This is a genomic window from Crossiella sp. CA-258035 (genome assembly GCF_030064675.1).
GTDB lineage: Bacteria > Actinomycetota > Actinomycetes > Mycobacteriales > Pseudonocardiaceae > Crossiella.
In genome coordinates this window covers 8,687,318-8,714,264 of the sequence record NZ_CP116413.1, presented here as the reverse complement: position 1 = coordinate 8,714,264, position 26,947 = coordinate 8,687,318, and the positions used below count along the sequence as shown (strand labels likewise).

Genomic DNA, 26,947 nt, shown 5'->3' with positions numbered 1-26,947 from the left:
GATCCTGCAACTTCACCGGGCTGAGCCACAATCGGAGGTGTGCAAGAGCTGACACCAGCCGAACGCGTCAAGCGCGCCGAGCTGCGCAAGATGAAGGCCGTGGCCACCTCGTTCCTGCTCGGAGCGGTGGTCATCTACCTGTTCGCGCGCTGGCAGGAGTCGGCTGGCGCGCCGACCTGGGTGGGATTCGTGCGGGCCGCGGCCGAGGCGGGCATGGTCGGCGCGCTCGCGGACTGGTTCGCGGTCACCGCGCTGTTCCGGCGGCCGCTCGGGCTGCCCATCCCGCACACCGCGATCATCCCGACCCGCAAGAACGAGCTGGGCTCCAGCCTCGGCGACTTCGTCGGGGCCAACTTCCTCTCCACCGAGGTGGTGCGGGACAAGCTGAGCCGGGTCGGCATCGCCGGGCGGCTCGGCCAGTGGCTCAGCGCGCCCGGCCACGCCGAGCGGGTCACCGAGGAGCTGGCCACCGCGGTGCGCGGCGCGGTCACCGTGCTGCGCGACGAGGACGTGCAGGCGGTGCTGGAGCAAGCCGTGCTGCGCAAGGTGGTGGACCGGCCGTGGGGGCCGCCGCTGGGCAAGCTGCTCGGCCAGACCTTCACCGACGGCGCCCACCACAAGCTGGTCGACCTGCTCTTCGACCGCGCCTACGACTACGTGCTGACCAACGAGCAGACCCTCAAGTCGCTGGTCTCCGACCGCGCCCCGTCCTGGTCGCCGAAGTTCGTCGAGGGCCTGGTCGCGGACAAGGTCTACAACGAGCTGCTGGCCTTTGCCTGGGCGGTCAAGACCGAGCCCGACCACCCGGTCCGGCTGTCCCTGGACAAGTTCCTCGGCGAGTTCGCCGACGACCTGCAGCACGACCCGGACACCATGGCCCGCGCCGAGGCGGTCAAACAGCAGGTGGTGGAGCACCCGGACGTGCAGAACCTGGTCGGCTCGGCCTGGGGCGCGGCGAAGAAGATGATCCTCAACGCGGCCGAGGACCCCTCCAGCGAGTTCCGGGTCCGGGTCCGCGACGGCCTGCGCACGCTGGGCCGCAAGCTCGGCGAGGACGCGGCGCTGCGGGCCAAGGTGGACGGCTGGCTGGAAGGCGCGGCGGTGTACCTGGTGACCAACTACCAGGCCGAGATCGTCACGCTGATCACCGACACGGTGGAACGCTGGGACGGCGAGCAGACCGCGCGCAAGGTCGAGCTCCAGGTGGGCCGGGACCTGCAGTTCATCCGGATCAACGGCACGGTGGTTGGCGCGCTGGCCGGACTGGGCATCCACACCCTGTCCCAGCTGTTGTTCTAGGAAAAAGGGAGATCAGGAATGGCCGCTGGCATCAGCGTGGAGTCGACCGTGTTCGACTGTCCGGACCCGAGGGAGCTGGCCGAGTTCTACGGCAGGCTGCTCGGCTGGGACAAGATCACCGGGCGGGAGGACTTCCTGAAGCTGCACGGCCCGGACGGGGTGCGACTGGCCTTCCAGTTCGCCCCCGACTTCCAGCCGCCGACCTGGCCGAGCGGCCCCCGCCCGCAGATGCTGCACCTGGACCTCCGGGTGGCCGACCTGGACGCCGAGCACGAGCGCACGCTGGCCTGCGGGGCGGTGGCCCTGGGCGAGGTGCAGGGCACGTCCAAGGACGGCTTCCGGGTCTACGCCGATCCGGCCGGGCACCCGTTCTGCCTGGTCACCGACTGAAAGGACCGGACCGCCCGGCACGAAAGTCCGGGCGGTCCAGCCATGCCGCTGGCATGTCGGGGGGCGACCACGCCGACGGCAGCTCACGGGTGCGGCAGCAGCTCAGGGCAGCCGCCGCTCTGGTAGCCGGCGGAGTACTCGAAGTGCCAGGGCTCGTTGGCGTAGCGCCTGCACCAGCCGAACTCGCCCCTGGTCCGCTCCAACCATGCTGCCGAGGCCCGGGGCTGCACGTCCACCGCGAGTCCTTTCACATGCAGAGATTGCTCCGGTGGCAACACGTACTGCCGGGCCTTGGCCACGCTGCCGTGCAGGGCCAGCGCGGCGTCGAACTCGGCCTGCTGGGCCGCGGTGCTGCGCTTGCCGTCGTGCACGCACAGGGTCAGCCCGGCCTCCCAGGCCGCCTGCCTGGCCCGCTTCCACGCCTGCTCGGCCGCGTCCTTGAGCCCGTCGACCTTCTTGTCGAAGTAGCTCGGGTCCACCGCGCAGACCGGCTTGCCGTTCTTGTCCAGCTGGGGTTCCGGCTGCGGACCCGGGGTGTTCGGCGGCCGGGCCGGGTTGTCCGGCACGGTCACCACCTCCACCGAGGTCTGCGCGGGCGGCGGGCTGGTGCGGCTGGTGGTGGCAGCCGCCGCGTCCAGGCCGGCCCATTCGGCCGCGTCCTGCCAGACCCCGGTGGTGCCCAGCACGCCGAGCAGGGCGCCGGTCAGGCCGATCGCCAGGGCCAAGCCGATGATCTTCCGTCGCACGCGCGACCTCCTCTCGCCGCTGATACGCGCGCGGCCGGGCGGCGGGTTGCATGCTGGCCCGAATGTCCTATTCGGGTCATGTATAGAGTGTGTGTATACCCACCGTGTAGAGTCGCCGTCATGTCAATCGGACACACCCTGCTCGGGCTGCTGGAAGGCGGTCCTCGGCACGGCTACGACCTCAAACGCGCCTATGACGAGCGCTTTGGGCAGGACCGCCCGCTGCACTACGGGCAGGTCTACTCGACGCTGTCCCGCCTGCTCCGCAACGGCCTGGTCCAGGTCGAGGGCGTCGAGCAGGGCGAGGGTCCCGAGCGCAAGCGGTACGCGATCACCGGCGCGGGCATCACCGATGTGGGCACCTGGCTGGCCACGCCGGAGAAGCCGGAGCCGTACCTGCAGAACACGCTCTACACCAAGGTCGTGCTGGCCCTGCTCTCCGGCCGCAGCGCCACCGACCTGCTGGACACCCAGCGCGCCGAGCACCTGCGGCTGATGCGCGAGCTGACCCAGCGCAAGAGCGCCGGTGACCTCGCCGACCAGCTGATCTGCGACCACGCGCTGTTCCACCTGGAGGCCGACCTGCGGTGGCTGGAGCTCACCGCGGCCCGCCTGCACCAGCTCGCGAAGGAAGTCGGGGCATGACCAACGTGAACGGGCCGCTGCTGGCCGGATTCGACCTGCACAAGACCTTCGGCCCGACCCCGGCGCTGGACGGGGCCGGGATGCAGGTCAGCCCCGGCGAGGTGGTCGCCGTGATGGGGCCCTCCGGCTCCGGCAAGTCCACCCTGCTGCACTGCCTGGCCGGGATCCTGGTGCCGGACTCGGGCCGGGTGACCTACCGCGGCCGGGAGATGTCGGCCATGGGCGAGTCCGAGCGCAGCGCGCTGCGGCGCACCGAGTTCGGTTTCGTCTTCCAGTTCGGCCAGCTGGTGCCGGAGCTGACCGCGGTGGAGAACGTGGCGCTGCCGCTGCGGCTGGGCGGGATCAAGCGCAAGGAGGCCGAGGCCAAGGCGACCGACTGGCTGGAGCGGCTGGAGGTCGCCGACGTGCGGGACAAGCGGCCCGGCGAGACCTCCGGCGGCCAGGGCCAGCGGGTCGCGGTGGCCCGCGCGCTGGTCACCGGACCTCGGGTGATCTTCGCTGACGAGCCGACCGGCGCGCTGGACTCGCTCAACGGCGAGCGGGTGATGCGGCTGCTGGTCACCGCGGCCAAGGAGACTGGGGCCGCGGTGGTGCTGGTGACGCACGAGGCCAGGGTGGCCGCCTACTCCGACCGCGAGGTCGTGGTGCGCGACGGCCGGACCCGCGACGTCGAGCTGGTGGGTTGATCCCGTTGCGCCGGAACAGGTTTGGAAGTGCCGCGTGAGGGGTACAGGCAAAAGGGACAAGCGGACCGTGGTCCGCCGTTGGGTTGACGACCTCGCCCTGGGCATCCGGCTGGCCGTCGGGGGCAGCCGGAACTCCTGGGCGAGGCTCACCCTGACCGCCGTCGGCATCGGCATCGGCGTGGCCGTGCTGCTGCTCGCGGCCTCCTTCTTCAACATCAAGGAAGACCACGACGCGCGCCGGTACGACCGCGCGGTCAGCCAGCAGCAACAGAAACCGGTGCCCGGCAGGGACCCGCTGCTGGCCACCAGGACCAGCACCGAGTTCCGCGGGCAGACCGTCCAGGGCGTCCTGCTCCAGCCGCTGGGCGCCACCCCGCCGCTGCCGCCGGGGGTCAGCACGCTGCCCGGGCCGGGCGAGTTCGTGGTCTCGCCCGCGCTGGACCGGCTGCTGAGCTCGGCCGAGGGTGAGCTGCTGCGGCCCCGGTTCGACGGGCCCCGGCGGCTGATCGCGGACGAGGGCCTGGTCGGGCCGCACGAGCTGTTCTTCTACGGCGGCGCCAACGACCTCACCTGGGCCAGTGACGTGCGGACCCTGTACAGCTTCGGCGAGACGCCGGAACCGCGGTCGCTGGAGCCGCTGCTGGCGCTGCTGGTGCTGGTCGGGGCCGCCACCATGCTGATCCCGGTGGTGGTGTTCATCGGCACCAGCACCCGGCTGGCCGCCGCCGCCCGCGACCGCAGGCTGGCCGCGCTGCGGCTGGTCGGCGCGGACGCGGTGCAGACCAGGCGGGTGGCCGCGGGCGAGACGCTGATCGGCGCGGTGCTCGGCGTGCTGCTCGGCTGGCTGGTGTTCCTGCTCGGCAGGCAGCTGGTGGAACTGGGCGAGGTGTTCGGCGTCAGCGTGTTCGCGGTGGACGTGCGGCCCTCGCCGTGGCTGGCCACGCTGATCGTGCTCGGCGTGCCGGTGCTCGCGGTCGCGGTGTCCATGGCCACCCTGCGCAACACCCTGGTCGACCCGCTCGGCTCGGTCCGGCAGGCGAAGCCGGTCCGGCGCAGGCTGATCTGGCGGCTGGTCCCGCTGGTGCTCGGCTTCGCGCTGCTGGCCGCCCAGGCCGACAACCTCGCGGCCAGCCGCGGCTTCTCCGCCCGGGCCATGATGATGATCGCGGCCGGTGTGGTGCTGCTGTTGCTGAGCATCCCGATGTTGCTGCCGTGGGCGGTGGAGAAGCTGGTCGCGCGCGGGCGCGGCGGTCACCCTGCCTGGCAGCTGGCGGTGCGCCGGATGCAGCTGGACAGCGGCACCTCGGCCAGGGTGATCGGCGGGCTCGCGGTGGTGCTGGCGGGCGGCATCGCGTTGCAGACCGTGCTGATGACCACCGAACGGGAGTACCCGCCGGAGCAGCGCCCCGCCGACGCGACCAAGCTGATGGTGAACGCGCGCTCCGGGCTGGCGGACCCGCTGGCCCTGCTCACCGAGCTGCGCCGCACCCCCGGCCTGCTCTCGGTCACCGGCGCCGCGACTGTGACCGCGCGCGGTGCCGGCAAGGACGAGTACTTCTCGGTGACCATGGCCGACTGCGCCGAGTTGGCCAGGCACGCCGAGATCAGCGACTGCCGGCCAGGCCGGGCCTGGCTGGTCCAGCCCCGGTCGCAGCCGGCCTCCGTGCCGGGGTCCGGATCCGCCACCCCTGCCCCGCGGCCCAGGCCCGGTCAGCAGCTGATGCTGCGCACCGATCCGACGGCCGGGCGGCCCGCGTGGCAGCCGGACTGGACGGTGCCTGCCGGCCTCACCCCGGTCGCCGCCAAGGACGTCCCCGACGGCGGCATCGGCGACGGGATCCTGGTGGCCGCGGGCACCCTGCCGCCCGAGGTGGCCAAGCAGCTGTACCTACAGGCCCAGCTGAAGGTGGACCCGGCCCAGCCGGACGCCGCCGAGCACGTGCGCAACCTGCTCGGGCCGATGGGCTGGCGGGCCTCGGTGTACCCGGCCTACCGCGACGGCTCCTACGACCGGGAGCGCGCGCAGAGCTACGCCACCGTGCGCCGCGGCGTGCTGGCCGGCGTGCTGGTCGCGCTGCTGCTGGCCGCGGCCAGCCTGCTGGTGATCGGCTTCGAGCAGGTGCGGGAACGGCGGCGGCCGCTGGCCGTGCTCTCCGCCAACGGGGTGCCCAGGCGCACGCTGGCCGGGTCGGTGCTGTGGCAGAACGCGGTGCCGGTGCTGCTGGCCGTGGTGGTCTCCAGCGGGGCCGGGATCGGGCTCGGCGCGCTGCTGCTGCGCACCGTGCGGCGGCCGCTGCTGCTGGACTGGAGCTCGGTCGGGGTGTCCGCTGGCGCGGCGCTGCTGGCGGCGCTCGCGGTGAGCCTGCTGACGCTACCGTCGGTGCTGCGGGCCATGCGGCCGGAGGGCCTACGAGCGGAATGAGCACGAGCATGACGCGGTCGTCGGCGGACGAGGTCCGGATCGGGCAGTGGCTGAGCGAGCTGCTGCTGGGCACCAGGCTCGCGCTCACCGGCGGCCGCGCCGCCTGGGCCAGGCTGATGCTCTCCGCGGTCGGCATCGGCCTCGGCGTCATGGTGCTGCTGCTGGCCGCCGCGGTCGGCCCCGCGCAGGAGGCCAAGGCCGACCGGATGGCCGCCCGCCAGCTGGAGACCGGCGATCCGGCGCGTGCGGGCGGGACGGAGCCGACCCACCTGCTGGCCAGGCAGGCCGGTCAGGTCTGGCGCAGCACCTACGTCCAGGGCGCCGAGCTGGCCCCGGTCAGCGGTGGCGTGCCCAAGCTGCCGCCGGGACTGGACCGGCTGCCGGGGCCGGGCGAGGTCGTCGTCTCGCCCGCGCTGGACCGGCTGCTCGCCGAGCCGGGCAGCGAGCTGCTGCGCGAGCGGCTGCCCAGCAAGATCGCCGGCCAGATCGGCGAGGCGGGGCTGGCCAGGCCGGGCGAGCTGTACTTCTACGCCGGGCTGCCCGAGGACCAGCGGGGCCGGGCGCTGCCGGTGCTGCGAATCGGCAGCGCGCCCCAGTCGACGGCGCTGCCGGAGCTGTTCCAGCTGCTGCTCACCGCGGCCGCGGCCGCCCTGCTGGTGCCGATCGGGGTGTTCGTGCTGGTCGCCACCCAGATCGGCGCCGGGGCCAGGGAGCAGCGGCTGGCCTCGATCCGGCTGGTCGGCGCCGATCCCGGGCAGGCCAGGCGGATCGCGGCCGGTGAGTCGCTGGCCGCCGCGCTGCTCGGCCTCGGCGTGGGCGCGGGGCTGTTCCTGCTGGTGCGCTCGCTGGCCGCGGTGGTGCAGATCGAGCAGGTCGGCTTCTACCCCGGTGACCTGGTGCCCAGCGCGCCGATCACCGTGCTGCTGCTGCTCGGGGTGCCGGCCACCGCGGTGGCCGCGGCGCTGATCGCGTTGCGGCGACTGGAGATCGGGCCGCTGGGCGTGGTCCGCAAGGCCGATCCGCCGCCGCGCAGGCTGCGCTGGCGGCTGGCCCTGGCCGGGCTCGGCGTGCTGGTGCTCGCGGCCAACATCCCGCTGCGGCGCTACGCCCGCGAGGACGACTGGCGCGGCACGCTGCTCTCGGCGGGCATCGCGCTGGTGCTGGCCGCCGCCGCCGCGGTGCTGCCCTGGCTGGTGGAGCGGGTGGCTGACCGCTGGCGGCCGCGCTGGGTGCCCGCGCTGCTCGCGGTGCGCCGGCTGCGCTTCGAGTACGCCACCACCCGGGTGGTGGCCGGCGTGGTCACCGTGCTGATCGGCGCGATCGCGTTGCAGGTGCTGCTGAGCACCATCGCGCACACCGACGTCCCCGCGGAGAGCTACCGCGGCAGCCGCTCCGGCGAGGTCGTGCTGGTCACCGGCGGCGGGCCGGACAACCGGCCCGACGAGGCGCGGGTGCTCGAGGCGGCGGGCCGGGTGCCGGGCGTGCTGCACGCCGGAGCGCTGCGCTCGCTCTACGCCGAGGACAGCCGCGTCCTCCAGGTCGCGAACTGCCCGACCATCCAGCAGCTGTTCGGGGTGTCCGACTGTCGGCCGGGCAAGCTCTACCAGGCGGGCAGCTGGCGGCCGGAGTTCCGGCAGGGACAGGTGGTTCGGCTGCGCGCCTCCGGCGCCGACCGGCCCTTCGCCTGGACCGTGCCGCCGGTGCAGCAGGTCAGCACCGGCAGCCCCTGGCTGGGCAGCAACCTGGGTTCCGTGCTGGTGGCCACCGGCACCGACCCCCGGCTGGACGCGGCGCAGGCCAACTACATCTGGGTGAAGGGTCCGCCAGTGCCCGACCTGCAGGACCGGGTGCTGGCCGCCACCGGCCGGGTGGACCTGTCCGTGCGCGCCTACGACATGCCCGCGCGGGAGGTGGCCGCGTTCGACAGCGTGCGCGGCGGGGTGCTGGCCGGCACCGCGGTGGTGGTGCTGCTGGCGCTGCTGAGCCTGGTGGTGGCCGCGGTGGACCAGCTCCAGGAGCGCAGGCGGCAGTACTCGGTGCTGGCCGCCAGCGGGGTGCCACGCCGTACCCTGGGCTGGGCGACGCTGTGGCAGAACGCGGTGCCCACCGCGATCGGCCTGGCACTGGCGCCCCCGGTCGGCATCGGCCTGGCAGTGTTGGTGCTGGGGGTCATAACCAGCAGCGGTGCAATCCTGCGCGAGCTTGTGGTGAACTGGGGAGACGTGGCGATGATTCTGGGCGCGGGCGCCGCGCTGATCGTGCTGGTGACCCTGTCCACCCTGCCGGCCCTGCGTTCCGCGGTCCGCCCGAGCGGCCTGCGCTTCGAGTGAGCTGGCCACTGCTGAGCCTGTTCGGCGCGGCGGTCGGCAGTGGCATCCTGCCGGTCTTCAGCGTCGAGCTGTACCTGGTCGGGCTGTCCGCGGCCCGGCCGGACCTGCACTGGCTCGCGGCCGGTGTGGTGACCGGCGTTGGCCACGTGCTGGGCAAGATGGTGCACTACTACGCCGCGCGCGGCGTGATCAACATGCCCTGGGTGACCCGCAGGCTGGGCACCTCCAAGGGCCGGTTCGCCACCTGGTTCCGGCACTTCCAGGACACCTGCGCGCACCGGCCGTGGTGGAGCTTCTTCGTGGTGCTGCTCAGCGCCTCGGTGGGCATCCCGCCGTACACCATCCTGGTCGTGGTGGCCGGGGCCGGCCGGCTGCCGCTGCGGGTGCTGCTGCCGGCCGCGCTGCTCGGCCGGATCATCCGGTTCTGCGTGCTGGCCAGCGGCGGCAGCTTGCTCGGCAGTGTGGACTGGCGCTTCTGAGCGACACATATTCCAGGCGGCCGGGCGGTGCGGGCGCGCGCACCGCCCGGCCGTTCTCGACGCTAGATGAGAATATTCGCTGCGGCGATGGGCCGAATGCGGGTCGTTTTCGTGACCTACGGTGAGCCCTGTTGAGGGTTGGTCCCCGATCGCGCGACACTGCCGCGAGCAGTAGAGCCGAACAGGGGAGCGAACGCGTGGCCCAGGTGCAAAGCCCGACCGTGGGGCGCCGCCGACTCGGCACCGAACTACGACAGCTCCGCGAGGCAGCGGGGCTCACCCACGTCCAGGTCGCCGAGGCGCTGGACTGCTCTCAGGGCAAGATCTCCAAGATCGAGACGGGCCGGGTGCCGGTGCGGACCCTGGAGGTCCGGGCCATGGCCGAGCTCTACGGCGCGGCCGACGACAAGATCGAGATCCTGCTGGGCCTGGCCAAGGACTCCAAGCAGAAGGGCTGGTGGCAGTCCTACGGCACCGGCGCGGTGCCGCCCGGCTTCGACACCTTCCTCGGCCTGGAGGCCGCGGCCAGCTCGCTGCGCACCTTCAGCAGCGGCCTGGTGCCCGGCCTGCTGCAGACCAAGGAGTACGCCTACGAGCTGCTCAACGCCTGGTCCCCGGTGGAGCGCACCGACGTGGAGAGCAGCCTGGCGCTGCGGCTGGCCAGGCAGGAGCGGCTGACCGGGGTCAACCCGCTCACCCTGTGGGCGGTGGTGGAGGAGTCCGCGCTGCGCAGGCTGGTGGTGCCCGCCGATGCCATGCGCCAGCAGCTGCGGCACCTGCTGCACCTGGCCTACCGGGCCAACGTGACCGTGCAGGTGCTGCCCAACGCGGCCGGCGCGCACCCGCTGATCGGGGACAACGTGGCGCTGCTGGAGTTCCCGGACCCGGTGGACCCGCCGGTGGTGTTCCTGGAGAACTCGGCCGGCTGGCAGGGCATGAAGAAGGCGGCCGAGGTGCGCCGGTACAAGCTGGCCATGGACCACCTGACCATGGCCGCGATGAGCCAGAAGGACTCGGTGGCGCTGATCGCCAAGATCGCCGACGAGCTGGTCTGAGCTAGAGGTCGAACAGCTCGGAGAGGATGTCCTTCTTCTTGCGCCGCCGGTGGTACGGGTCGTGCGCGTACGGGTCGTGGCCGTAGGGCGCGGGCTGGCCGTAGCCCGGCGGCATCGGCGGCGCGGCGTAGCCCGGCTGCTGGTAGGCCGGTGGCGGCGGCGCGTAGCCGGGTTCCGGCTGGTAGGGCGGCGGCTGGGCGGGCACCGGCTGCTCGCTGGTGACCGGGTTGGCCCCGGTGCTCGCGGTGGCGGCCGCCTCGCGCTCGCGGGCCTCGGCGGCCTGGCGGTAGATCAGCGCCGCGTCGACCAGGCGCTCCAGCTCGCCGCGGTCCAGGAAGATGCCCTTGCAGTCCTGGCAGACGTCGATGTGCACACCGGTGCGGTCCACGGTCTGCATGATGTCCTGGCACTTTGGGCAGATCACCAGCTCAGGGTACCGAGCAGGAAGCCGGTGGCGGCGGCCAGAACTCCGGCGGCGACGCTGCCAGCCACGGTGAGCGCGGCCCTGCCCCTGGGCAGCTGGCTGGTCTCCAGCGCGAAGGTGGAGTAGGTGGTCAGCGCGCCGCAGAAGCCGGTGCCCAGCAGCGCCATCGCCGGGCCGGCCACCGCGGCCCCGGCGAGCAGGCCGAGCAGCAGCGAGCCCGCGGTGTTCACCGCGAAGGTGCCCCAGGGCAGGCCGGGGAAGCGCCGCCGCGCCCACTCGGTGACCAGGTAGCGCAGCGGCGCGCCGACGGCCGCGCCCAGCGCCACCAGCAGCGCGTTCACCGGGCCGCGCCGAGCGCTCGGCCGGCCCAGACCGCGGCCAGCGCGCCGAGCAGGGTGACCGCGAGGTAGGCGGCGGCTTCGACGGCGCGGCCCTCGTGGGTCAGCCGGACCACGTCCACGGCGTAGGCGGAGAAGGTGGTGAACCCGCCCAGCACCCCGGTGCCGAGGAACGGGCGCAGCGCCGACTCCGGGGCGGTCCGGCTGATCAGCAGGCCGATCAGCAAGCAGCCGAGCACGTTCACGCCGACCGTCGGCCATGGCCATGGGAAGGCCGTGCCGACGGCGTGCCTGGCCAGCGCGCCGAGCACGCCACCGGCGGAGATGAGCAGTAGGACGCGCACCGGACCACGGTAGGCGCTGACCCGATCGGGTGTGTGCGAGCCCACCGCTGATCTGTTAGCAGAGCGCTTGCAGGAGCTAGCACTCTTGCGTACGGTCGGAGACAGGCGAGAGGAGGTGACCCCATGACGGAAGACCACAGCAAGTCGGTCAACCAGGTGGTCGCTGATCTCGGCCGTGATATCGGTGACTACATCCGCACCCAGCGGGCGACCGCGCAGATCTCGTTGCGCCAGCTGGCCAAGCTCGCCGGTGTGTCCAACCCGTACCTCAGCCAGATCGAGCGCGGGTTGCGCAAGCCGAGCGCCGAGATCCTGCAGCAGATCGCCAAGGGGCTGCGGATCTCCGCCGAGGCGCTCTACGTCCAGGCCGGAATCCTGCAGGAGCGCCCTGGCGGGCCCGTCATCGACGCCGTGCTCGCCGACCCAGACCTGAACGAGCGGCAGAAGCAGGTGCTGCTCGACGTCTACGAGTCGTTCCGGCGGGAGAACGCCGCCGCGACCCCGCCAGCCGATTCACCCACCGAGGAGTGATCCAGCAATGCCCGCACTGCCCACCGCTGAAGACGTCCGCAAGGCCACCGAGCAGGCCGCCACCGTGTTCAACGCCGCCATCGAGCAGGCCCGCACCCCGCTGCTGGCCGCCCTCGGCGCCGGTGACCTGGCCGCCAAGGCCGTGGTGGACGCGCTGACCAAGGCCCGCGAGACCGTCGGCGAGCGCGCCGAGAAGGCCACCACCGCCGTCAACGACCTACCCGCCGACCTGGGCGAGCTGCGCAGCAAGCTGGACCCGGCCGAGTTCCGCAAGATCGTGGACGCCTACACCCAGGCCGCCCAGCAGCTCTACGGCTACCTGGCCGAGCGCGGCGAGGCCACCCTGGACAAGCTGCGCGCCAACCCGCAGGTGCAGACCGCCCAGCACCGGGTCGAGGAGGCCGCGGCCGAGGTCCGCGAGCTGGCCGACGACGTGCTCGGCAAGGTCACCCGCCGGACCCGCGCCGCCGGTGAGAAGACCGCCGAGGCCGCCGAGAACCTCGCGGAGAAGATCGAGGACGTCGCGGTCAAGGTCGAGGAGGCCGGCGCGGACGTGGCCGCCGCCACCAAGGCCGCCACCGCCCGCAAGCCGGCCGCCAAGCCCAGCACCGGCGCCCGCAAGACCACCGGTGGCACCAGCACCGGTGCGCGCAAGACCACCAGCTGACCTGGCTGGATCTCGCCGAGAGCTGCCACCGCCGACCAGCCCCGAACTGGCCGGCGGTGGCTTTCGTCTCCAGGTGGCTCCGCACCACCCGGGCTTCGCCGTACCCTGGTGGTGTGCTCGAGCCCGCTTACCTGATCATGAAAATCATCTACTTCGCCGCGATCCCGGTCGGCCTGTTCGCGTTCGTGCACGCTCTCATCCAGCGCGCGGACGCCTTCACCGCGGCGGACAAGCTGAGCAAGCCCGCCTGGCTCGGCATCACCGGCGGTGGCACCGCCGCGCTGGCGCTGTTCCCCTTCGGCGGGCCGGGCTCGCTGTTCTGGATGGCCGGGCTGGTCGCGGTGCTGGTGTACCTGGTGGACGTGCGGCCGAAGGTGATCGAGGCCCAGCGCGGCCCCCGGTGGTGAGCTCGCCACTGGCCACGGCCGAGGCCAACGGCGTGCGCTGGAGCGCGCACGGCACCGGCGGCCCGGTCACCCTGGTGGTCCCCGGTCTGGGCGCCACACCGGGTGAGGCGCGGCTGCCCGCGACCGGCCTGCCCGGCACCAGGGTGGTGCTCACCCTGCCCAGCCACGGCGAGTCCCCGGACGCCCCGCCCGGCTACTTCCGCTACGACACCATCGCCGCCGACGTGCTCGCGGTGGCCGACGAGGTCGGCGCCACCGCCGCGATCGGCACCTCGCTCGGCGCCAGCGCCCTGCTGCACATCGCCGCGAGCCACCCGGCCCGCTTCGAGCGGCTCGCCCTGCTGCTGCCCGCGGTGCTGGACGAACCCCGCACGGCCGAGGCCGCCGACCCGCTGACCCGGCTGTGCGAGGCCACCGAGCACGCCCTGGCCACCGGCGACAGCGGTCTGCTGCACGCGGTGGTGGCCGCGGACCTGCCGCCCGGCCAGCACCTGGCCGACTACGTGGACAAGCGGGTGGCCGCGGTGCTGCGCCTGCGCGAGGCGCTGCGCCAGCTGCCGCCCCAGGTCCCGGTGGCCGACGTGGCCGCGCTGGCCGAGGTCACCGCCAAGGTGCTGGTGGTCTCGCCCACCGGCGACCCGCTGCACCCCGAGCACGTGGCCAAGTCGGTGGCCGCCGCCTTCCCCGCCGCCCGGCTGGTGGTGCTGCCCGCGCTCATCCCGCTGGTCACCCATCGCCGCGAACTGCGCGCCCTGCTGGCCGACTGGGCGGTGTAACCCCGGCGGCACCGGGTAGGCCCTGGGCATGGACAAGCGCATCGCGTTCCTCGTCGCGAGCGAGGGCATCGAACAGGCCGAACTGACCGACCCCTGGGCCGCCGTCGAGGAAGCGGGCGGCGTGCCGCGGCTGCTGTCCACCAAGCTGGGCACGGTCCGCGCCTACAACCACCTGGACCCGGCCGACGAGTTCACCGTGGACGTGGCGCTCAGCGACGCCAACCCGGCCGACTACGCGGGCGTGGTGCTGCCCGGCGGGGTGGCCAACGCCGACGAGCTGCGGATGGACGAGGACGCCGTCCGGTTCGTCCAGGCCATCGCCGCCGCGGGCAAGCCCATCGCGGCGATCTGCCACGCCCCCTGGCTGCTGGTCGAGGCGGACCTGGTCAACGGCCGGGTGCTGACCTCCTTCCCCAGCCTGGCCACCGACATCCGCAACGCGGGCGGCGAGTGGGTCGACCGGGAGGTCCAGGTCTGCGACCACCGCGAGTGGCGGCTGGTCACCAGCCGCACCCCGAAGGACCTGCCCGCCTTCAACCAGGCCGCGCTCAAGGAGTTCGGCCTCGGCTAGCCTGCCGGACATGACCGGCTGGACCATCGCGGGCACCCTCACCGTCCACCCCGCCCAAGACCGCCTCGACCTGCTGGCCGCCCCGGTGGCCACCATGCTGCGCACCCTGGCGGCCGAGCGCTGCGGCGTGGCCGAGATCAACCCCGACCTAGCCGACACGGCAGCCTTCTGCGCCGAGTACGGCTCCCCACTGGCCGCCTCGGCCAACTGCGTGGTCGTGGCCGGCCGCCGCGGCGAGGTCACCCGCTACGCCGCTTGCCTGGTCCTGGCCACCACCCGGGCCGACGTCAACGGCGTGGTCCGCAAACGCCTGGACGCCCGCAAGGCCAGCTTCGCGCCCATGGACGAGGCGGTGACCCGCACCGGCATGGCCTATGGCGGCATCACCCCGATCGGACTGCCCGCGGACTGGCCGATCCTGCTCGCGCCGGAGGTGGCGGAGGCGCCGGAACTGGTGATCGGCAGCGGGGTTCGGCACAGCAAGCTGCTGGTGCCGGGGTCGCTGCTGGCGAAGCTGCCGAACGCGGAGGTGCTGCCGGGGCTGGCTCAGTAGGCCCATTCCCAGCCGACGTCGCTGGCCATCCGGTAGACGAGCGTCCCGTGCGCGTGCTTGCTGAACAGCACCAGTTTCCCGGTGAACTTCGAGGCCGGTGCGTAGGGCCGGGTAGGCAGCAAGTCCTTGGGGCAGTTGCCATAGCCATCGGGAACCAGTGCGGACTCGGTGAACCCGTCCGGGCCGATGACCTCGAAATCGTGCGCCATGATCCACCAGGCTTGGTCGGCAGGCAGCTTCGCGGTGGTCTCCACGGTGAAGCTCAACACGAGCATGTGCTTGCCGCCGGTGTTCTCCCACTGCGCCTTGCAGCGCGGATCGACCTCGATGGCGGTCAGGGTGAAGTCGGCGGCCCGTTCCTGATCGCGGGTGGTCCAGCCTGCTCGCTCGCCGACGTTCTTCACCAGGTTGCCGCGCGCCGACTGCTTTCGGGCGGCCGTGGTGGTGCTTGGCGTGGGCGGTGTGCTGGTGGTCGCGTGGTGCTGGGTTGGTGGGGCGGCCGCAGGTGGGGCGGCGTCGGCGCAGGCGGACAGGAGCAGGACGGACAGGCAGGCGGCGGCAAGCTTCACGGGGCCCTCGATTCGGCTGGGGTGTCCCGTTCGTCGTGCGGGGGCGCGCGACGTTAGTCCGTTTGGCTGTATCGTGACTCGACCGAAACGACTCAGCTGCCCGCGTAGTCCTCCAGCAGTGCGACCGCCTCGTCCGGGTCGTCGGTGACCAGGATCCAGCGCTGCGCCGGCCTGCCGCTGGTCAGCCGGTGCACCAGGTCGGCCACCGGCAGTTCCTCGGTCCAGAACCGCTTGCCCAGGAACACCATGGGTGCGGCGGGGCCGACGCTCTCGTAGTAGTTCTGGGTGAGGTCCTGGAAGATCTCCTGGACGGTGCCTGCGCGGCCCGGGGTGTAGAGCACGCCGCCGGTGGCGACGGTGAGCAGGCCGTCCTCGCGGACGGAGTTGGCGAAGTACTTGGCGTGCAGCTCGCACAGCGGGTTGGGCGGTTCGTGGCCGTAGAACCAGGTCGGGATGCCGATGGTGCGGGGCAGCGCCTGTGGCTCCGGCAGGTCGAGGGACAGGCCGGCCTGCACCCAGCGGCCGATCGCCGCATCGTCCACTGTGGACGAATCCGCGGCGTGGAAGGCCGGTGCGGCAGCCAGTTCCGACAGGGCTTTGGTGAGCTGGTCGTCGTCCACTGTGGACAGTCGGACGCCGAGGGGGATGGCTTCCATGGCGCCGGGGCCGCCGCCGGTGAGGACGGTGAAACCGGCGGGGCTGCGGCCGATGGCGCGGCCCAGCTCGGCGGCCTGGCGGTACTCGGGGCTGTCCCGGCGGAAGGCGTGGCCGCCCATCACCGCGACCGGGTTGGCCCTGCCCTGCACCGCGCAGGCGGCCAGCAGGTCTTCCAGCGCCTCGGTGATGGCGTGGTCGTGCAGGCGTTCGGCCAGCGCGTGCAGCGGGTCCGGGTGGTTGCCGGTGCTGCCGCCGATCGAGCGGCTGTGCCGGTAGACCCTGGCGTCCGGGGTGTCCCGGTAGGTCTCCGGGCGGCGCGGGTCCAGGCCCTCGAACAGCTCGGCCACCGTGTACAGCGAGGAGCGGTAGGCGCGGTAGGGCAGCTCCGGGATGTCCGGGAACACCAGCGCGCCGCTGGCCTCGGCGCGGTCCCTGGCCGTCGGCGTCAGCAGGCAGCCCAGCAGCAGCGCGCCGTCCAGGCTGGTGCGCAGCAGCTCGTTCTCCTCCTGGCCGGTCAGGTCCAGCCCGACCAGCACCGTGTGCCGCAGGTCCCGCCCGGCTGCCCGGTGCTCCCGCAGCGTGTCCAGCTCACCGATCTCGATCCGCACGCCGCCCAGGGTAGGGCCGAGGACGTTCCGCTAGTGGAAAACGACAGTTCTGTTGCCGTGCACCAGCACCCGGTCCTCCACGTGCCAGCGCAGGCCCCTGGCCAGCACCACCTTCTCGATGTCGGTGCCCTTGCGCACCATGTCGGCCACCGAGTCGGTGTGGTCCACCCGGCCCACCTCCTGCTCGATGATCGGCCCGGCGTCCAGCTCCGCGGTGACGTAGTGGCAGGTCGCGCCCACCAGCTTCACGCCGCGGGCGTGGGCCTGGTGGTACGGGCGGGCGCCCATGAACGAGGGCAGGAAGCTGTGGTGGATGTTGAGCGCCTTGCCGGACCAGGCCGCGCACAGCTCGTGCGGCAGCACCTGCATGAACCGGGCCAGCACCACCGCGTCCGGGCGCTGGGAGTCCACCAGCTGCCGGATCTGCGCGAACGCCGCCGTCTTGCCCTCGGGATCCTTGCCGGCCACCGGGAACGGCACGTGGTGGAACGGGATGCCGTGCGCCCTGGTGATGCCGGCCAGGTCCGCGTGGTTGCCGATCACCGCGCGCACGTCCACGTCCAGCTCGCCGGAGGCCACCCGGCCCAGGATGTCGTACAGGCAGTGCCCTGCCTTGGACACCAGGATGACCACCCGCCGCTTCTCCCCGGTGTCGGTGACCCGCCAGTCGCTGCGCACGCCGAGCTCCCTGGCCACCGAGCTGAACCGGCGCCGCAGCTCGGTCACGTCGTAGGGCAGCGAGTCCGCGCGCACCTCCTGGCGGGTGAAGAACCAGTTGGTGTCGGTGTCGGTGTGGTAGGCCGCCTCCACGATCCAGCCGCCCTGCTCGGCGAGGAAGGTGGAGATCCGGGCCACGATGCCGGTGCGGTCCGGGCAGCCGAGGGTGATCACGTAGCGTCGTTCACGTGCGGACATGGCTGGTCAGTCTGCCCCGTGCGAACGGCTTCACCTGGTCAGGGGGTGCCGATCCGGTCCAGCAACTCGGACTTCCCGGTCACCACGGCGTTGTTCGGCCGGTTCCACAGGTACCGGTAGATCGCGTCCGCGGTGCCCGCCACCACCGCGTCGGTGTCCGTGCCGGTGCCGCGCACCGGGCCCAGCTCGGCGGGCTGCCCCGCGGTCAGCTTCAGCACCAGGGCCAGGCCCGCGTCGGCGGCGTGGAAGAGCACCGTGCCCTCCTCGGTGCGTTCGGCGTGCTTGCGGAAGGCCAGGGCCATCCACAGGGCTTCCTCGATGCCGTCACCGGCGAAGGCCGGGTCGAACAGCAGCTCCTTGCCGGGGTCGGCGCCGCCGGAGACCTCGAACAGCGCGTGCTCGGCGTCCAGCCGGTGGATGGCCACCTCGTGCGCCTGCCGCCGGGCCCAGAACGCGCCGGGCTCGGCCACCTCCTGCCCGAAGGTCCACGCTGGGGTGTCCGCGCCCTTCTCCGCGAGCAGGCCGGTCAGCCGCTCCTGCTTGGCCAGCCACCAGGCGTGCAGCTCGGCCCAGTCCTCCGGCGCGGGCGGGAACTCCGGCCGCGCCTCGCGGATGCCCGCGGCCAGGTTGTCCCCAGCCCAGCACTGCACCCTGGCCATGTGCGCGACCAGGTCCCGCACCTCCCACTCCGGGCAGGTGGGGACCCGCGCCTCGGGACCGGCTTTCAGCGTGGCCGCCCGCATCGCCTCGGAATGAAGCCTGATCTGCTCGATGAAGTCGTTGTGCTGCACGTCACCGAGCCTACGGACGCGGGCCGTAGACCGCGTCCGCATTAAGCGTGACCTCGCCCAGCCGCCACCGGTTCCGGCGGTCCAGCACCGGCCAGTCCCGCGCGGCGAGCAGCCGCACCGCCTCCACCCAGCGAGCCCTTGGCCCGTACGGCGCGAACGGGGCCGCGGTGGCCCAGCAGGCGTCCAGCTCGGCCAGCAGGGCGTGCACCCGCTCGCCGGGCACGTTGTGGTGGATCAGCGACTTGGGCAGCCGTTCGGCCAGGTCGGAGGGCTGTTCCAGGTCCGAGGGCAGGCAGGCCAGGGTGAAGGTCAGCGGGCCGCCGGCGTCCAGGGTGACCCAGCAGCAGCGGCGGCCGATCTCGTCGCAGGTGCCCTCCACCAGCAGCCCGCCGGGAGCCAGCCGGGCCTGCATGGTGGCCCACGCCTCCCCGGCGGCGTCCTCCTCGTACTGGCGCAGCACGTTGAACGCGCGCACCAGCGCGGGCCGCCGACCGGCCAGCTCGAACCCGCCGCGGCGGAACTCCAGGCCGGGCCGCTCGGCCGGTTTGGCCGCCTCCACCCGTTCCTGGTCGATCTCCAGGCCCAGCACCCGCAGGTCCGGCCGCAGCCCGGCCAGCCGGTCGGCCAGCTCCACCGTGGTGATCGGCGAGGAGCCGTAGCCCAGGTCGACCACCAAGGGGTCCGGCGCGGCGCGCAGCGCGTCGGCGGTGAGCGGGGTGGCGGCGATCCAGCGGTCCACCTTGCGCAGCCGGTTCGGGTTGGTGGTGCCCCTGGTGGGCAGGCCGAGCGCCCTGGCCCGGCCCGCGGCGTAGCGGGGCGCGCGCTTGTGGACCTGGTTCACGGGTGTTCGCGCAGCCAGCGCTCGGTGAACTCGTGCTCGGTGGTCAGCAGTCGCTGGACCTGCTCGATGATCGCCTTCTCCACCTTGCCGCCGACGAAGGGCAGCGAGACCGACACGGTGAGCTTCGCCCGCACCCGGCAGCCCGCGCCGTCCGGGCCGACCGCGATCGAGCAGCCGATGGTCGCCGGCGCGCCGGGCACGGTGGCGTTCACCACTGCCGTCGCGCCCTCGCCGGTGGCCCGCCAGGTCTCCGCCCGCTCGATCACCAGGTCGCCGGAGATGAACGTGCGCACGAGCGCGGGCAGCTTGTCCGCCGGGATGCCTTGGCGCAGCTCGAGCACGGTCTCCGCGCCGCTGGCCTCGAGGGAGAGCAGCTCGGCCTTGGTGCCGCCCACCGCGGCCAGCCGGTCCCGCAGGTAGGTCTCGTCGACCATGGTCGCGGCCACCCGTGCGGCGGGGAAGGAGTAGCCGTGCGAGGTCTCGGTGCTGGTTGCCACGGGGTGTCACGCTACCGTTGAACGTCGTGACCACACCCGTGCCGTTGGCTGGCTACACCACCCTGCGCCTTGGCGGCCCGGCCTCGGTGTTCCTGGAAGCAGCGAAGTCCACCGAGGTCATCGAAGCCGTCCGCGCCGCCGACCGGGCAGGTGAACCCCTGCTCGTGCTGGGCGGCGGGTCCAACCTGGTCATCGGCGACGAGGGCTTCGACGGCACCGTGGTGCGCATCGCCACCAGGGGCCGCGGCCACGACCCGCTCGGCGACGGCCTGGTCCGGCTGACCGTGGAGGCCGGCGAGAACTGGGACGACGTGGTCGCCGACGCGGTGGCCAACGACCTCGGCGGCCTGGAGGCCCTCTCCGGCATCCCCGGCCTGGTCGGCGCGACCCCGGTGCAGAACGTGGGCGCCTACGGCGTCGAGGTGGCCGACCTGCTGCTCTCGGTGGACCTGCTGGACCGGCGCAGCGGCCAGGTGCGCCAGGTCAGCACCGCCGAGCTGGGCCTGGGCTACCGGACCAGCGTGCTCAAGGGCACCGACGACGCGGTGGTGCTGCGGGTCTCCTTCGCGCTGCGCACCGGCGGCCAGTCCGCCCCGGTCCGCTACGCCGAGCTGGCCAACACCCTGGGCGTGGAGCTGGGCGCCAGGGTGCCCGCCGCGCTGGTGCGGGAGGCGGTGCTCGCGCTGCGCACCGGCAAGGGCATGGTGCTCGACCCGGAGGACCACGACACCTGGAGCGCCGGGTCCTTCTTCACCAACCCGATCGTGGCCGAGGCCGACCTGCCCAGGGTGCTCTCGCTGATCCACGCCCGGCTCGGCCCCGAGGTCAAGGTGCCGCAGTACCCGGGTGGCGCGGGCAAGGTGAAGCTGTCCGCGGCCTGGTTGATCGAGCGGGCCGGGTTCCTGCGCGGGCACGAGGCCGCCGACGGCCGGGTCTCGCTCTCGCACAAGCACACCCTGGCCCTGACCAACCGCGGCAAGGCCGACACCGAGGACCTGCTCACCCTGGCCCGCGAGGTGCGCGACGGCGTGCGCGCGGCCTTCGAGGTCGAGCTGCACCCGGAACCGGTGTTCGTGGGCTGCTCGCTCTGAAGCGGGGCAACCGGCCAAACGAGTGACGCCAAGTGACGGGTCCGGTACTCCGGGGTTACATAGACGGTGTAGTGCCGGATCTAGGAGTGCGCATGACCAGCGCGGAGGACAGGCGCAGGGCGGCGATCCGGCCGGTGAAGCGACGGCACGAGGACACCCTGCTCGACCTGCCCGGCGTCGTCGCGGTGGACATCGGTGCGCAGACCACCAACGGTGTGCGCACCGGCCGGCCGGCCATCGTGGTGTCGGTGCGGGCCAAGCGGCCCGCCATCGCGGTGGCGCACGGACAGCTGCTGCCCGAGCGGATTGACGGGGTGCCGGTGGACGTCATCGAGGAGGACGTCCTGCTGCACCCCGCGCTGCTGCGCGCGGACGCCGCGCCGGAGCGCACCGGGGAGTCCTACGCGCCGCTGGTCGGCGGGATCAGCGTCGGCCCGTGCCGGTCCATCCAGATGGTGCCGCCGCAGGCCCCGGAGGCCGGTGAGTACGTCACCGTGGGCACCCTCGGCCTGCTGGTGGCGGCCAGGGACGACCGGCGGCGGGTGTTCGGGCTGACCAACTTCCACATCGCCTGCGTGGACGACGCCTGGGCGGTGGGCGACCGGATGACCCACCCGTCCAGGGTGGACGGCGGCCGCTGCCCCGCCGACGTGGTGGGCAGCCTGGCCAGCTCGGCGCTGTCCGGCTCGGTGGACGCGGCGCTGATAGCGCTGGCCGCCGACCGGCCGTGGCGGCGGGAGATCGCCCAGGTGGGCAGGCCGGGCGGCTGCGGGCAGGCGCTGCTGGGCAGCCAGGTGCGCAAGCGCGGCCGGACCACCGGGCTCACCCGTGGCGTGGTGGTCTCCACCGACGTCACGCTGTGCCTGGACTACGGCGACAGCCTCGGCCACCGCCGCCTGCGCGACCAGATCCGGGTGACCGCGGCCGAGGACGTCTTCGGCGACCGGGGCGACTCCGGGGCGGTGCTGGTGGACGCGGACAACCAGGTCGTGGGCCTGCACTGCGCGGGCACCCTGGGCGGCGGCAGCGGCTTCGCCAACCCGATCAACCGGGTGCTCGAGGAGCTGGACGTGGTGCTGGCCTAGAACGGCCCGTCCGGACAATCCGGTTCACTCGCAACCCCATTGTGAGAAGTGCCACATCCACCTGGGGCACCCCGGCATGGGCGTAGGGCGTCCTGGAGATGGGGGCACCCTTGACGGGGTGCCGGAGTGTTGGAGGTCGACTGTGGTTGGTGAACGACGGGGACGGGGACGGTCCCTGCTCGGTTTCGCGGGGTTGCTCACTGCCGGTGCGCTGCTGCTTTCCGCCTGTACCGGCGGCGCGGACGGCCCCGGCGGGGACCCGGCCAAGCCGGATGCGCCACCGGTCGCCAAGGTGAGTGTGGAGCCCGGTGAGGGCGCCAAGGACGTCAGCCCGAAGGCGCCGGTGAAGGTGTCGGTGGCCGAGGGCACGCTCGATGAGGTGAAGCTGAGCGCGGACGGCAAGACGGTCCCGGGCAAGCTCAGCGAGGACAAGAAGACCTGGGCCCCGGACAAGGTGCTGGAGTTCGGCAAGAGCTACACCGTCGGCGGCTCGGCCACCGGGACCGACGGCAAGAAGGTCGAGATCAAGGGCAGTTTCGCCACCCAGGCGGCGGGCAAGCTGCTGCGGGCCACGATCAACCCGGTGGACAACGCCACCGTGGGCATCGCGATGCCGATCAAGGTCGAGTTCGACGAGGCCCCGCAGGACCGGGCCGCGGTGGAGAAGGCGCTGAAGGTGGAGACCTCGGTGCCGGTCGAGGGCGCGTGGGCCTGGCTCAACCCCAAGGAAGTGCACTACCGGCCCAAGGAGTTCTGGCCGGCCAACACCAAGGTGAAGGTGACCGCGGAGCTGTTCGCGGTGCCCTACGGCAAGAACGTCTTCGGCCGGGCCAACCTGAGCACCAAGTTCACCATCGGCCGCGCGCAGGTGGTCGAGGCGGACGTGCGCACCCACCGCATGATCGTCAAGCAGGACGGCAAGGAGATCATGAACCTGGCCGCCAGCCTCGGCGATGAGAGCAAGCCGGACCTGCGCACCGCGAACGGGATCTACATGGTCTCCGAGCGCAACGCCACCGAGCGCATGGTCAACGAGAAGTACAAGTACGACGTGGTCAAGAAGTGGGCGGTGCGCATCGCCAACAGCGGTGAGTTCATCCACGAGAACAACGACAACGCGGGCAACATCGGCAAGCGGAACACCTCGCACGGCTGCATCAACCTGCTCGAGGCCGACGCCAAGAAGTACTTCGACCAGGCGATGATCGGCGACCCGGTGATCATCTCCGGTTCGGCGGCCACCAAGGGCGCGGTGTCGGACACCTACGACTGGCGGATCGACTGGCCGACCTGGCTGTCGAAGTCGGCGCTGAAGTGAGCACCACGGTCACCGGCCACGGCGGTGCGCGCCTGGCGCTGCGCACCGCCGGCCCGCTGGGCGCGCCCGCGCTGGTGCTGCTGCACGGCTGGGCGCAGAGCGCCGCGGTCTGGCGGCGGCTGCTCGCCGACCCCGGCCTGACCGAGCGGTACCGGTTGCTCGCGCCGGACCTGCGCGGGCACGGCGACTCCGAGGTCCCCGAGGGCGGCTACGACGACCCGGAGGTCTGGGCCGGTGACCTGGCCGCGGTGCTGGCCGAGGCCAGCGGCCCTGCCGTGGTGCTCGGCTGGTCCTACGGCGGGCTGGTGATCGCGGACTACCTGCGCGTGCACGGGGACGTCGCGCTGGCCGGGATCGTGCTGCTGGGCGCGATCACCGAGATCGGGCCGGACCGGCAGGGCGGGCTGACCGGGCCGGTGATGAACGCCGGGCTGCGCGAGATGCTCTCCCCGGACGACGAGATCGCCCGCCCCGCGCTGCGCACCTTCATCGAGCGCGGCACCGCGATCCCGCTGAGCCAGGACGAGCAGGACCGGCAGCTGGGGGTGGCGCTGAGCACACCGGCCGCGGTGCGCAAGGCGCTGTTCAAGCGGGACATCGGCAGCGCGGAGGCGCTGGCCGGGGTGACCGTGCCCACCCTGGTGCTGCACGGCGACTCCGACGAGGTGGTGCTGCCGATGGCCGGTCGCTACGCCGCCGACACCGTGCCGGGAGCCGCCGCCAGCTGGTACCCCGGCTGCGGGCACGCGCCCTTCCTGGAGCGGCCTGGGGACTTCGACGTTGACCTGGCCCACTTCCTGACGCGCAGCCACGCCGAACACGGCAAAATGGGGTTGTGAGACGCCGCAGAGACCCTGCCCGGGCGCGCCGGGTGGCCGTGTTGTCCCTGCACACCTCCCCCCTTGAGCTGCCGGGCACCGGTGACGCCGGCGGCATGAACGTCTACATCGCGCAGACCGCGACCCGGATGGCCGAGCGCGGCACCGAGGTCGAGGTGTTCACCAGGGCCACCTCCTCGGACCTGCCGCCCACCGCCGAGCTGGCCCCCGGCGTCACCGTGCGGCACATCGCCGCCGGTCCCTACCAGGGCCTGGCCAAGAACGACCTGCCCGGCCACCTGTGCGCCTTCCACGCCGGCGTGCTGCGCACCGAGGCCAGCCACTCGCCCGGCTACTACGACGTGGTCGCCTCGCACTACTGGCTCTCCGGCCAGGTCGGCTGGCTGGCCAGGGACCGCTGGGGCGTGCCGCTGGTGCACACCGCGCACACCCTGGCCAAGGTCAAGCACCGCACGCTGGCCGAGGGCGAGTCGCCGGAGCCGCCGGTGCGGGTGGCCGGTGAGGAGCGGGTGGTCGCCGAGGCGGACCGGCTGGTGGTGAACACCGAGGCCGAGGCCGCCGACCTGGCCGAGCTCTACGGCGCCCGGCCCGGGCAGCTGACCGTGGTGCCCCCCGGCGTGGACCTCGAACGCTTCACCCCCGAGGGCCGTGCGGAGGCCAGGGCCGAGCTGGGGCTCGCGCCGGAGGCCGTGGTGCTGGCCTTCGTCGGCCGGATCCAGCCGCTCAAGGCCCCGGACGTGCTGCTGCACGCCGCCGCGGAGCTGGTCCGCCGCGATCCCGGGCTGCGCGCCCGGCTGGTGGTGCTCATCGTGGGAGGACCGTCGGGCACCGGGCTGGAGCGGCCGACCGAGCTGCACGAGCTGGCCGCGCGGCTGGGCATCACCGAGCTGGTGCGCTTCCTGCCGCCGCGGCCGGGTGCGGCGCTGGCCACGGTGTACCGGGCCGCGGACGTGGTCGCGGTGCCCAGCCATTCCGAGTCCTTCGGCCTGGTCGCGCTGGAGGCGCAGGCCTGCGGCACCCCGGTGGCCGCGGCCGCGGTCGGCGGGCTGCCGGTCGCGGTGGCCGACGGGGTCTCCGGGATCCTGGTCCCGGACCGCCGCGCGGGTTCCTGGGCGGACGCGTTGGGGTACCTGGCACTGGAGCCTGCGCGGTGGCGGGAGTTCGCCACCGCCGCGTCCGCACACGCCTCGGCGTTCTCCTGGGACCGCACCACCGAGCGGCTGCTCGCGGTGTACGACCAGGCGGCCACCGAGCTGCGCACCACCCTGGAGATCGCGGTATGAGCCTGGACCAGCTGATCGAGTCCACTTTGGACGGTCAAGAACTGAAGTACGTCAAGCGCGGCGAGGGCCGGTGGTTCGTCACCCTGCCCGGGGTGAAGAAGCTGCAGACCAACCTGTGGCTGATCCTGGGCCGCCAGTCGTTGCTGGTGGAGGCCTTCGTCTGCCGCCGCCCGGACGAGGGGCACGAGCAGGTCTACCGGTTCCTGTTGCGCCGCAACGCCAAGCTCTACGGCGTGCACTACACCATCGACCCGGCGGGCGACATCTACCTGGTGGGCCGGGTCGGCCTGCACGCGGTCACCGCCGATGAGCTGGACCGGGTGCTCGGCCAGGTGCTGGAGGCCGCCGACGGCGACTTCAACCCGTTGCTGGAGCTGGGTTTCGCCGGGGCCATCAAGCGGGAGTGGGACTGGCGGGTGTCCAGGGGCGAGTCGCTGGCCAACCTGCAGGCGTTCAAGCACCTGGTCACCTCGCCGCACGAGGGGCCGGTGCACGCCGAGTCCTGATCGTGACCGGGGCCGCGCAACGGCCGTCACCCCGGCCACCGTCCGATCGTTGTACCGCTTACGACGATGGGGGTCGGACGACATGGCAGGACGATCATTGCTCGCCCTCGGCGCGCTCAGCCTGGTGCTGGTGGCCGGGTGCTCGGGCGCGGGCGAGCGGACCAACGCGGCGGTCGCGCCCGAGGTCGCGCAGGGCCAGGCGCAGCCGGGCTTCAGCGGCGGCGGGTCCGGCGATGCCAAGAGGCAGCCGGAGAAGGGCCAGTCCGCGGCCGCGCCGGAGCAGGCCGCGCTGGAGGCCAGGCAGCTGATCAGGACCGCGCGGATCGAGCTGAGCGTGGCCGAGGTGGCCGAGGCGGTGCGCAAGGCCCAGGAGGAGGCCAAGGCCGCAGGCGGGTTCGCCAGCGAGGAGAACGCCCGCGAGCAGCGGGCCACGCTCACCGTGCGGGTGCCCGCGGACAAGCTGGACGAGGTGCTCAACCGCTTGGACGACCTCGGCAAGGTCATCGTGCGCGAGCAGCGCTCCCAGGACGTCACCGACCAGCTGGTGGACACCAAGAGCAGGCTGGAGTCCCAGCGGGCCAGCGTGGACCGGGTGCGCGCGCTGCTGGAGCGGGCCGGGTCGGTCAGCGAGGTCGTGCAGGTCGAGGGCGAGCTGACCAAGCGGCAGGCCGAGCTGGAGTCCTTGCAGCGCAGGCTGGAGTCGATGTCCAAGCAGGTCGCCATGGCCACCGTCACGGTGACCCTGCTGCGCGAGGGCCAGGCGGTCGCGCCCAGCTCGGATGACTTCCTCAGCGGGCTGGCCGCGGGCTGGCGGGCCTTCCTCAGCACGGTCAACGCCCTGCTGGTGGCCTTCGGCGCGATGCTGCCGTTCCTGGTGGCGCTGGGCCTGCTCGGCGCGCTGCTGGTGGTGGTGCTGCGCCGCCGGAAGCGGAAGCCGGTCGAGCCGGTCACCGCCGAGACACCGGCGGGCTGAGAGTTGTCGCGCGGGGCGGCCCGGGAGAGAGGGGGAGTCGCGAGCTCGAGCCGCCCCGCGTCCACAAGCTCCCGCTACATCGGACCACTGCGGGCGGGGGGAGCCCCGGGTCCGGGCGGGCCGCGGTTCGACGGGGGATACGAACCGCGGTGGACACCCTCTCGAGATCGGGGAGTGCGTGGGAGCCGATCTGAAAGAGTGATGTCAACTTGGCAGATTCGATGTGGCAATCACAAGCCTGGCCCACTGCTCCATTCGAGTGTAATTAGCTCGGTGGGATAACGGGATGATGTCTGGTCGGCCCGTGTTGA

At 72.8% G+C, this 26,947-nt stretch carries 31 protein-coding genes; 21 read left to right on the top strand and 10 right to left on the bottom strand.

The features are described 5' to 3' along the window. The first annotated feature begins 39 nt into the window (after positions 1-39). The gene (locus tag N8J89_RS39510) at positions 40-1,299 is read left to right on the top strand and encodes a DUF445 domain-containing protein (RefSeq protein ID WP_502868387.1); all 1,260 of its coding nucleotides are present in this window, start codon (positions 40-42) and stop codon (positions 1,297-1,299) included. An 18-nt stretch (positions 1,300-1,317) separates the two neighbouring features. After that, positions 1,318-1,689, top strand: coding sequence for a VOC family protein (locus N8J89_RS39505; RefSeq protein ID WP_283661965.1), 372 nt, complete (start codon positions 1,318-1,320; stop codon positions 1,687-1,689). 83 nt (positions 1,690-1,772) lie between these two features. On the opposite strand, the gene N8J89_RS39500 is transcribed toward N8J89_RS39505, so the two are convergent. Continuing rightward, positions 1,773-2,435: a D-alanyl-D-alanine carboxypeptidase family protein gene (locus N8J89_RS39500; protein ID WP_283661964.1), complete on the bottom strand. Its 663-nt coding sequence runs from the start codon at positions 2,433-2,435 to the stop codon at positions 1,773-1,775. Between the two features lie 120 nt (positions 2,436-2,555). On the opposite strand from N8J89_RS39500, the gene N8J89_RS39495 reads away from it, so the two are divergent. From N8J89_RS39495 to N8J89_RS39470, 6 genes are all read left to right on the top strand, one after another. Further along, a complete protein-coding gene (locus tag N8J89_RS39495; RefSeq protein ID WP_252483446.1) occupies positions 2,556-3,080 on the top strand; it encodes a PadR family transcriptional regulator in 525 nt (174 codons plus the stop codon). Beyond that, a complete protein-coding gene (locus N8J89_RS39490; RefSeq protein WP_283661963.1) occupies positions 3,077-3,766 on the top strand; it encodes an ABC transporter ATP-binding protein in 690 nt (229 codons plus the stop codon). Before N8J89_RS39495 ends, N8J89_RS39490 begins: the two co-directional genes overlap by 4 nt. Before the next feature lie 67 nt (positions 3,767-3,833). Next, positions 3,834-6,188, top strand: a complete 2,355-nt coding sequence (locus N8J89_RS39485; protein WP_283661962.1) for an FtsX-like permease family protein — start codon at positions 3,834-3,836, stop codon at positions 6,186-6,188. 8 nt (positions 6,189-6,196) lie between these two features. Beyond that, positions 6,197-8,518, top strand: a complete 2,322-nt coding sequence (locus N8J89_RS39480) for an ABC transporter permease (protein ID WP_283661961.1) — start codon at positions 6,197-6,199, stop codon at positions 8,516-8,518. Next, on the top strand, positions 8,515-8,997 hold the full coding sequence (locus tag N8J89_RS39475; protein ID WP_252483442.1) for a VTT domain-containing protein: 483 nt from the start codon (positions 8,515-8,517) through the stop codon (positions 8,995-8,997). Before N8J89_RS39480 ends, N8J89_RS39475 begins: the two co-directional genes overlap by 4 nt. 197 nt (positions 8,998-9,194) lie before the next feature. Beyond that, positions 9,195-10,052 carry a helix-turn-helix domain-containing protein gene (locus N8J89_RS39470; protein WP_283661960.1) on the top strand — a complete coding sequence of 286 codons (858 nt, stop codon included), beginning with the start codon at positions 9,195-9,197 and terminating at the stop codon, positions 10,050-10,052. A 1-nt stretch (position 10,053) separates the two neighbouring features. Here the strand turns inward: N8J89_RS39470 and N8J89_RS39465 are convergent, their stop codons facing one another. The 3 genes from N8J89_RS39465 to N8J89_RS39455 are packed head-to-tail and all read right to left on the bottom strand — an operon-like array spanning position 10,054 to position 11,158. After that, a complete protein-coding gene (locus N8J89_RS39465; RefSeq protein WP_283661959.1) occupies positions 10,054-10,476 on the bottom strand; it encodes a TFIIB-type zinc ribbon-containing protein in 423 nt (140 codons plus the stop codon). Next, positions 10,473-10,817, bottom strand: coding sequence for a fluoride efflux transporter FluC (locus N8J89_RS39460; RefSeq protein WP_283661958.1), 345 nt, complete (start codon positions 10,815-10,817; stop codon positions 10,473-10,475). The genes N8J89_RS39465 and N8J89_RS39460 overlap by 4 nt, the downstream gene beginning before the upstream one ends. Further along, a complete protein-coding gene (locus tag N8J89_RS39455) occupies positions 10,814-11,158 on the bottom strand; it encodes a fluoride efflux transporter FluC (protein ID WP_283661957.1) in 345 nt (114 codons plus the stop codon). Before N8J89_RS39455 ends, N8J89_RS39460 begins: the two co-directional genes overlap by 4 nt. A gap of 123 nt (positions 11,159-11,281) precedes the next feature. On the opposite strand from N8J89_RS39455, the gene N8J89_RS39450 reads away from it, so the two are divergent. From N8J89_RS39450 to N8J89_RS39425, 6 genes are all read left to right on the top strand, one after another. Further along, complete coding sequence (locus tag N8J89_RS39450) at positions 11,282-11,689, top strand: helix-turn-helix domain-containing protein (protein WP_283661956.1); 408 nt, start codon at positions 11,282-11,284, stop codon at positions 11,687-11,689. Positions 11,690-11,696: 7 nt separating this feature from the next. Next, on the top strand, positions 11,697-12,356 hold the full coding sequence (locus tag N8J89_RS39445) for a hypothetical protein (protein WP_283661955.1): 660 nt from the start codon (positions 11,697-11,699) through the stop codon (positions 12,354-12,356). 137 nt (positions 12,357-12,493) lie between these two features. After that, on the top strand, positions 12,494-12,763 hold the full coding sequence (locus N8J89_RS39440) for a DUF2516 family protein (RefSeq protein ID WP_349497510.1): 270 nt from the start codon (positions 12,494-12,496) through the stop codon (positions 12,761-12,763). Continuing rightward, entirely contained in the window at positions 12,760-13,539 is a 780-nt protein-coding gene (locus tag N8J89_RS39435; protein WP_283661953.1) for an alpha/beta fold hydrolase, read from the top strand. The genes N8J89_RS39440 and N8J89_RS39435 overlap by 4 nt, the downstream gene beginning before the upstream one ends. A 28-nt stretch (positions 13,540-13,567) precedes the next feature. Continuing rightward, positions 13,568-14,110 carry a type 1 glutamine amidotransferase domain-containing protein gene (locus tag N8J89_RS39430; protein ID WP_283661952.1) on the top strand — a complete coding sequence of 181 codons (543 nt, stop codon included), beginning with the start codon at positions 13,568-13,570 and terminating at the stop codon, positions 14,108-14,110. A gap of 10 nt (positions 14,111-14,120) precedes the next feature. Then, positions 14,121-14,663: a YbaK/EbsC family protein gene (locus N8J89_RS39425; protein ID WP_283661951.1), complete on the top strand. Its 543-nt coding sequence runs from the start codon at positions 14,121-14,123 to the stop codon at positions 14,661-14,663. Here the strand turns inward: N8J89_RS39425 and N8J89_RS39420 are convergent. The 6 genes from N8J89_RS39420 to N8J89_RS39395 form a co-directional block, all read right to left on the bottom strand. Beyond that, complete coding sequence (locus N8J89_RS39420) at positions 14,657-15,232, bottom strand: hypothetical protein (RefSeq protein ID WP_283661950.1); 576 nt, start codon at positions 15,230-15,232, stop codon at positions 14,657-14,659. The two genes, N8J89_RS39425 and N8J89_RS39420, sit on opposite strands and share 7 nt — an antisense overlap. Positions 15,233-15,324: 92 nt before the next feature. Beyond that, the gene (locus N8J89_RS39415; RefSeq protein ID WP_283661949.1) at positions 15,325-16,497 is read right to left on the bottom strand and encodes an LOG family protein; all 1,173 of its coding nucleotides are present in this window, start codon (positions 16,495-16,497) and stop codon (positions 15,325-15,327) included. A 30-nt stretch (positions 16,498-16,527) separates the two neighbouring features. Then, the gene (purU, locus tag N8J89_RS39410) at positions 16,528-17,412 is read right to left on the bottom strand and encodes a formyltetrahydrofolate deformylase (RefSeq protein WP_283661948.1); all 885 of its coding nucleotides are present in this window, start codon (positions 17,410-17,412) and stop codon (positions 16,528-16,530) included. Positions 17,413-17,450: 38 nt separating this feature from the next. After that, positions 17,451-18,203, bottom strand: a complete 753-nt coding sequence (locus N8J89_RS39405; protein WP_283661947.1) for a maleylpyruvate isomerase family mycothiol-dependent enzyme — start codon at positions 18,201-18,203, stop codon at positions 17,451-17,453. Between the two features lie 10 nt (positions 18,204-18,213). Further along, positions 18,214-19,044 carry a class I SAM-dependent methyltransferase gene (locus tag N8J89_RS39400; protein ID WP_283661946.1) on the bottom strand — a complete coding sequence of 277 codons (831 nt, stop codon included), beginning with the start codon at positions 19,042-19,044 and terminating at the stop codon, positions 18,214-18,216. After that, the gene (locus tag N8J89_RS39395; protein WP_283661945.1) at positions 19,041-19,541 is read right to left on the bottom strand and encodes a DUF2505 domain-containing protein; all 501 of its coding nucleotides are present in this window, start codon (positions 19,539-19,541) and stop codon (positions 19,041-19,043) included. Before N8J89_RS39395 ends, N8J89_RS39400 begins: the two co-directional genes overlap by 4 nt. A gap of 17 nt (positions 19,542-19,558) precedes the next feature. On the opposite strand from N8J89_RS39395, the gene N8J89_RS39390 reads away from it, so the two are divergent. From N8J89_RS39390 to N8J89_RS39360, 7 genes are all read left to right on the top strand, one after another. Next, positions 19,559-20,632 (top strand): UDP-N-acetylmuramate dehydrogenase, encoded by a 1,074-nt coding sequence (locus N8J89_RS39390; RefSeq protein WP_283661944.1) that lies wholly within the window; start codon positions 19,559-19,561, stop codon positions 20,630-20,632. A 92-nt stretch (positions 20,633-20,724) separates the two neighbouring features. Continuing rightward, positions 20,725-21,717, top strand: coding sequence for a Nal1-like putative serine protease (locus N8J89_RS39385; protein WP_283661943.1), 993 nt, complete (start codon positions 20,725-20,727; stop codon positions 21,715-21,717). A 193-nt stretch (positions 21,718-21,910) separates the two neighbouring features. Further along, complete coding sequence (locus tag N8J89_RS39380) at positions 21,911-23,035, top strand: L,D-transpeptidase (RefSeq protein ID WP_283661942.1); 1,125 nt, start codon at positions 21,911-21,913, stop codon at positions 23,033-23,035. After that, positions 23,032-23,874, top strand: coding sequence for an alpha/beta fold hydrolase (locus tag N8J89_RS39375; RefSeq protein ID WP_283661941.1), 843 nt, complete (start codon positions 23,032-23,034; stop codon positions 23,872-23,874). Before N8J89_RS39380 ends, N8J89_RS39375 begins: the two co-directional genes overlap by 4 nt. Continuing rightward, positions 23,871-25,157: a D-inositol-3-phosphate glycosyltransferase gene (mshA, locus tag N8J89_RS39370; protein WP_283661940.1), complete on the top strand. Its 1,287-nt coding sequence runs from the start codon at positions 23,871-23,873 to the stop codon at positions 25,155-25,157. Before N8J89_RS39375 ends, mshA begins: the two co-directional genes overlap by 4 nt. Further along, the gene (locus tag N8J89_RS39365) at positions 25,154-25,663 is read left to right on the top strand and encodes a type III secretion system chaperone family protein (protein WP_283661939.1); all 510 of its coding nucleotides are present in this window, start codon (positions 25,154-25,156) and stop codon (positions 25,661-25,663) included. Before mshA ends, N8J89_RS39365 begins: the two co-directional genes overlap by 4 nt. Positions 25,664-25,745: 82 nt before the next feature. After that, positions 25,746-26,636 (top strand): DUF4349 domain-containing protein, encoded by an 891-nt coding sequence (locus N8J89_RS39360; RefSeq protein ID WP_283661938.1) that lies wholly within the window; start codon positions 25,746-25,748, stop codon positions 26,634-26,636. Positions 26,637-26,947: the final 311 nt, after the last annotated feature.

Coding starts and splice junctions, on each gene's coding strand:
- N8J89_RS39385 (WP_283661943.1), top strand. CDS start 20,725: ATGACCAGCGCGGAGGACAGGCGCAGGGCGGCGATCCGGCCGGTGAAG.
- N8J89_RS39430 (WP_283661952.1), top strand. CDS start 13,568: ATGGACAAGCGCATCGCGTTCCTCGTCGCGAGCGAGGGCATCGAACAG.
- N8J89_RS39480 (WP_283661961.1), top strand. CDS start 6,197: ATGACGCGGTCGTCGGCGGACGAGGTCCGGATCGGGCAGTGGCTGAGC.
- N8J89_RS39495 (WP_252483446.1), top strand. CDS start 2,556: ATGTCAATCGGACACACCCTGCTCGGGCTGCTGGAAGGCGGTCCTCGG.
- N8J89_RS39440 (WP_349497510.1), top strand. CDS start 12,494: ATGAAAATCATCTACTTCGCCGCGATCCCGGTCGGCCTGTTCGCGTTC.
- N8J89_RS39505 (WP_283661965.1), top strand. CDS start 1,318: ATGGCCGCTGGCATCAGCGTGGAGTCGACCGTGTTCGACTGTCCGGAC.
- purU (WP_283661948.1), bottom strand. CDS start 17,412: ATGTCCGCACGTGAACGACGCTACGTGATCACCCTCGGCTGCCCGGAC.
- N8J89_RS39365 (WP_283661939.1), top strand. CDS start 25,154: ATGAGCCTGGACCAGCTGATCGAGTCCACTTTGGACGGTCAAGAACTG.
- N8J89_RS39445 (WP_283661955.1), top strand. CDS start 11,697: ATGCCCGCACTGCCCACCGCTGAAGACGTCCGCAAGGCCACCGAGCAG.
- N8J89_RS39425 (WP_283661951.1), top strand. CDS start 14,121: ATGACCGGCTGGACCATCGCGGGCACCCTCACCGTCCACCCCGCCCAA.
- N8J89_RS39450 (WP_283661956.1), top strand. CDS start 11,282: ATGACGGAAGACCACAGCAAGTCGGTCAACCAGGTGGTCGCTGATCTC.
- N8J89_RS39490 (WP_283661963.1), top strand. CDS start 3,077: ATGACCAACGTGAACGGGCCGCTGCTGGCCGGATTCGACCTGCACAAG.
- N8J89_RS39360 (WP_283661938.1), top strand. CDS start 25,746: ATGGCAGGACGATCATTGCTCGCCCTCGGCGCGCTCAGCCTGGTGCTG.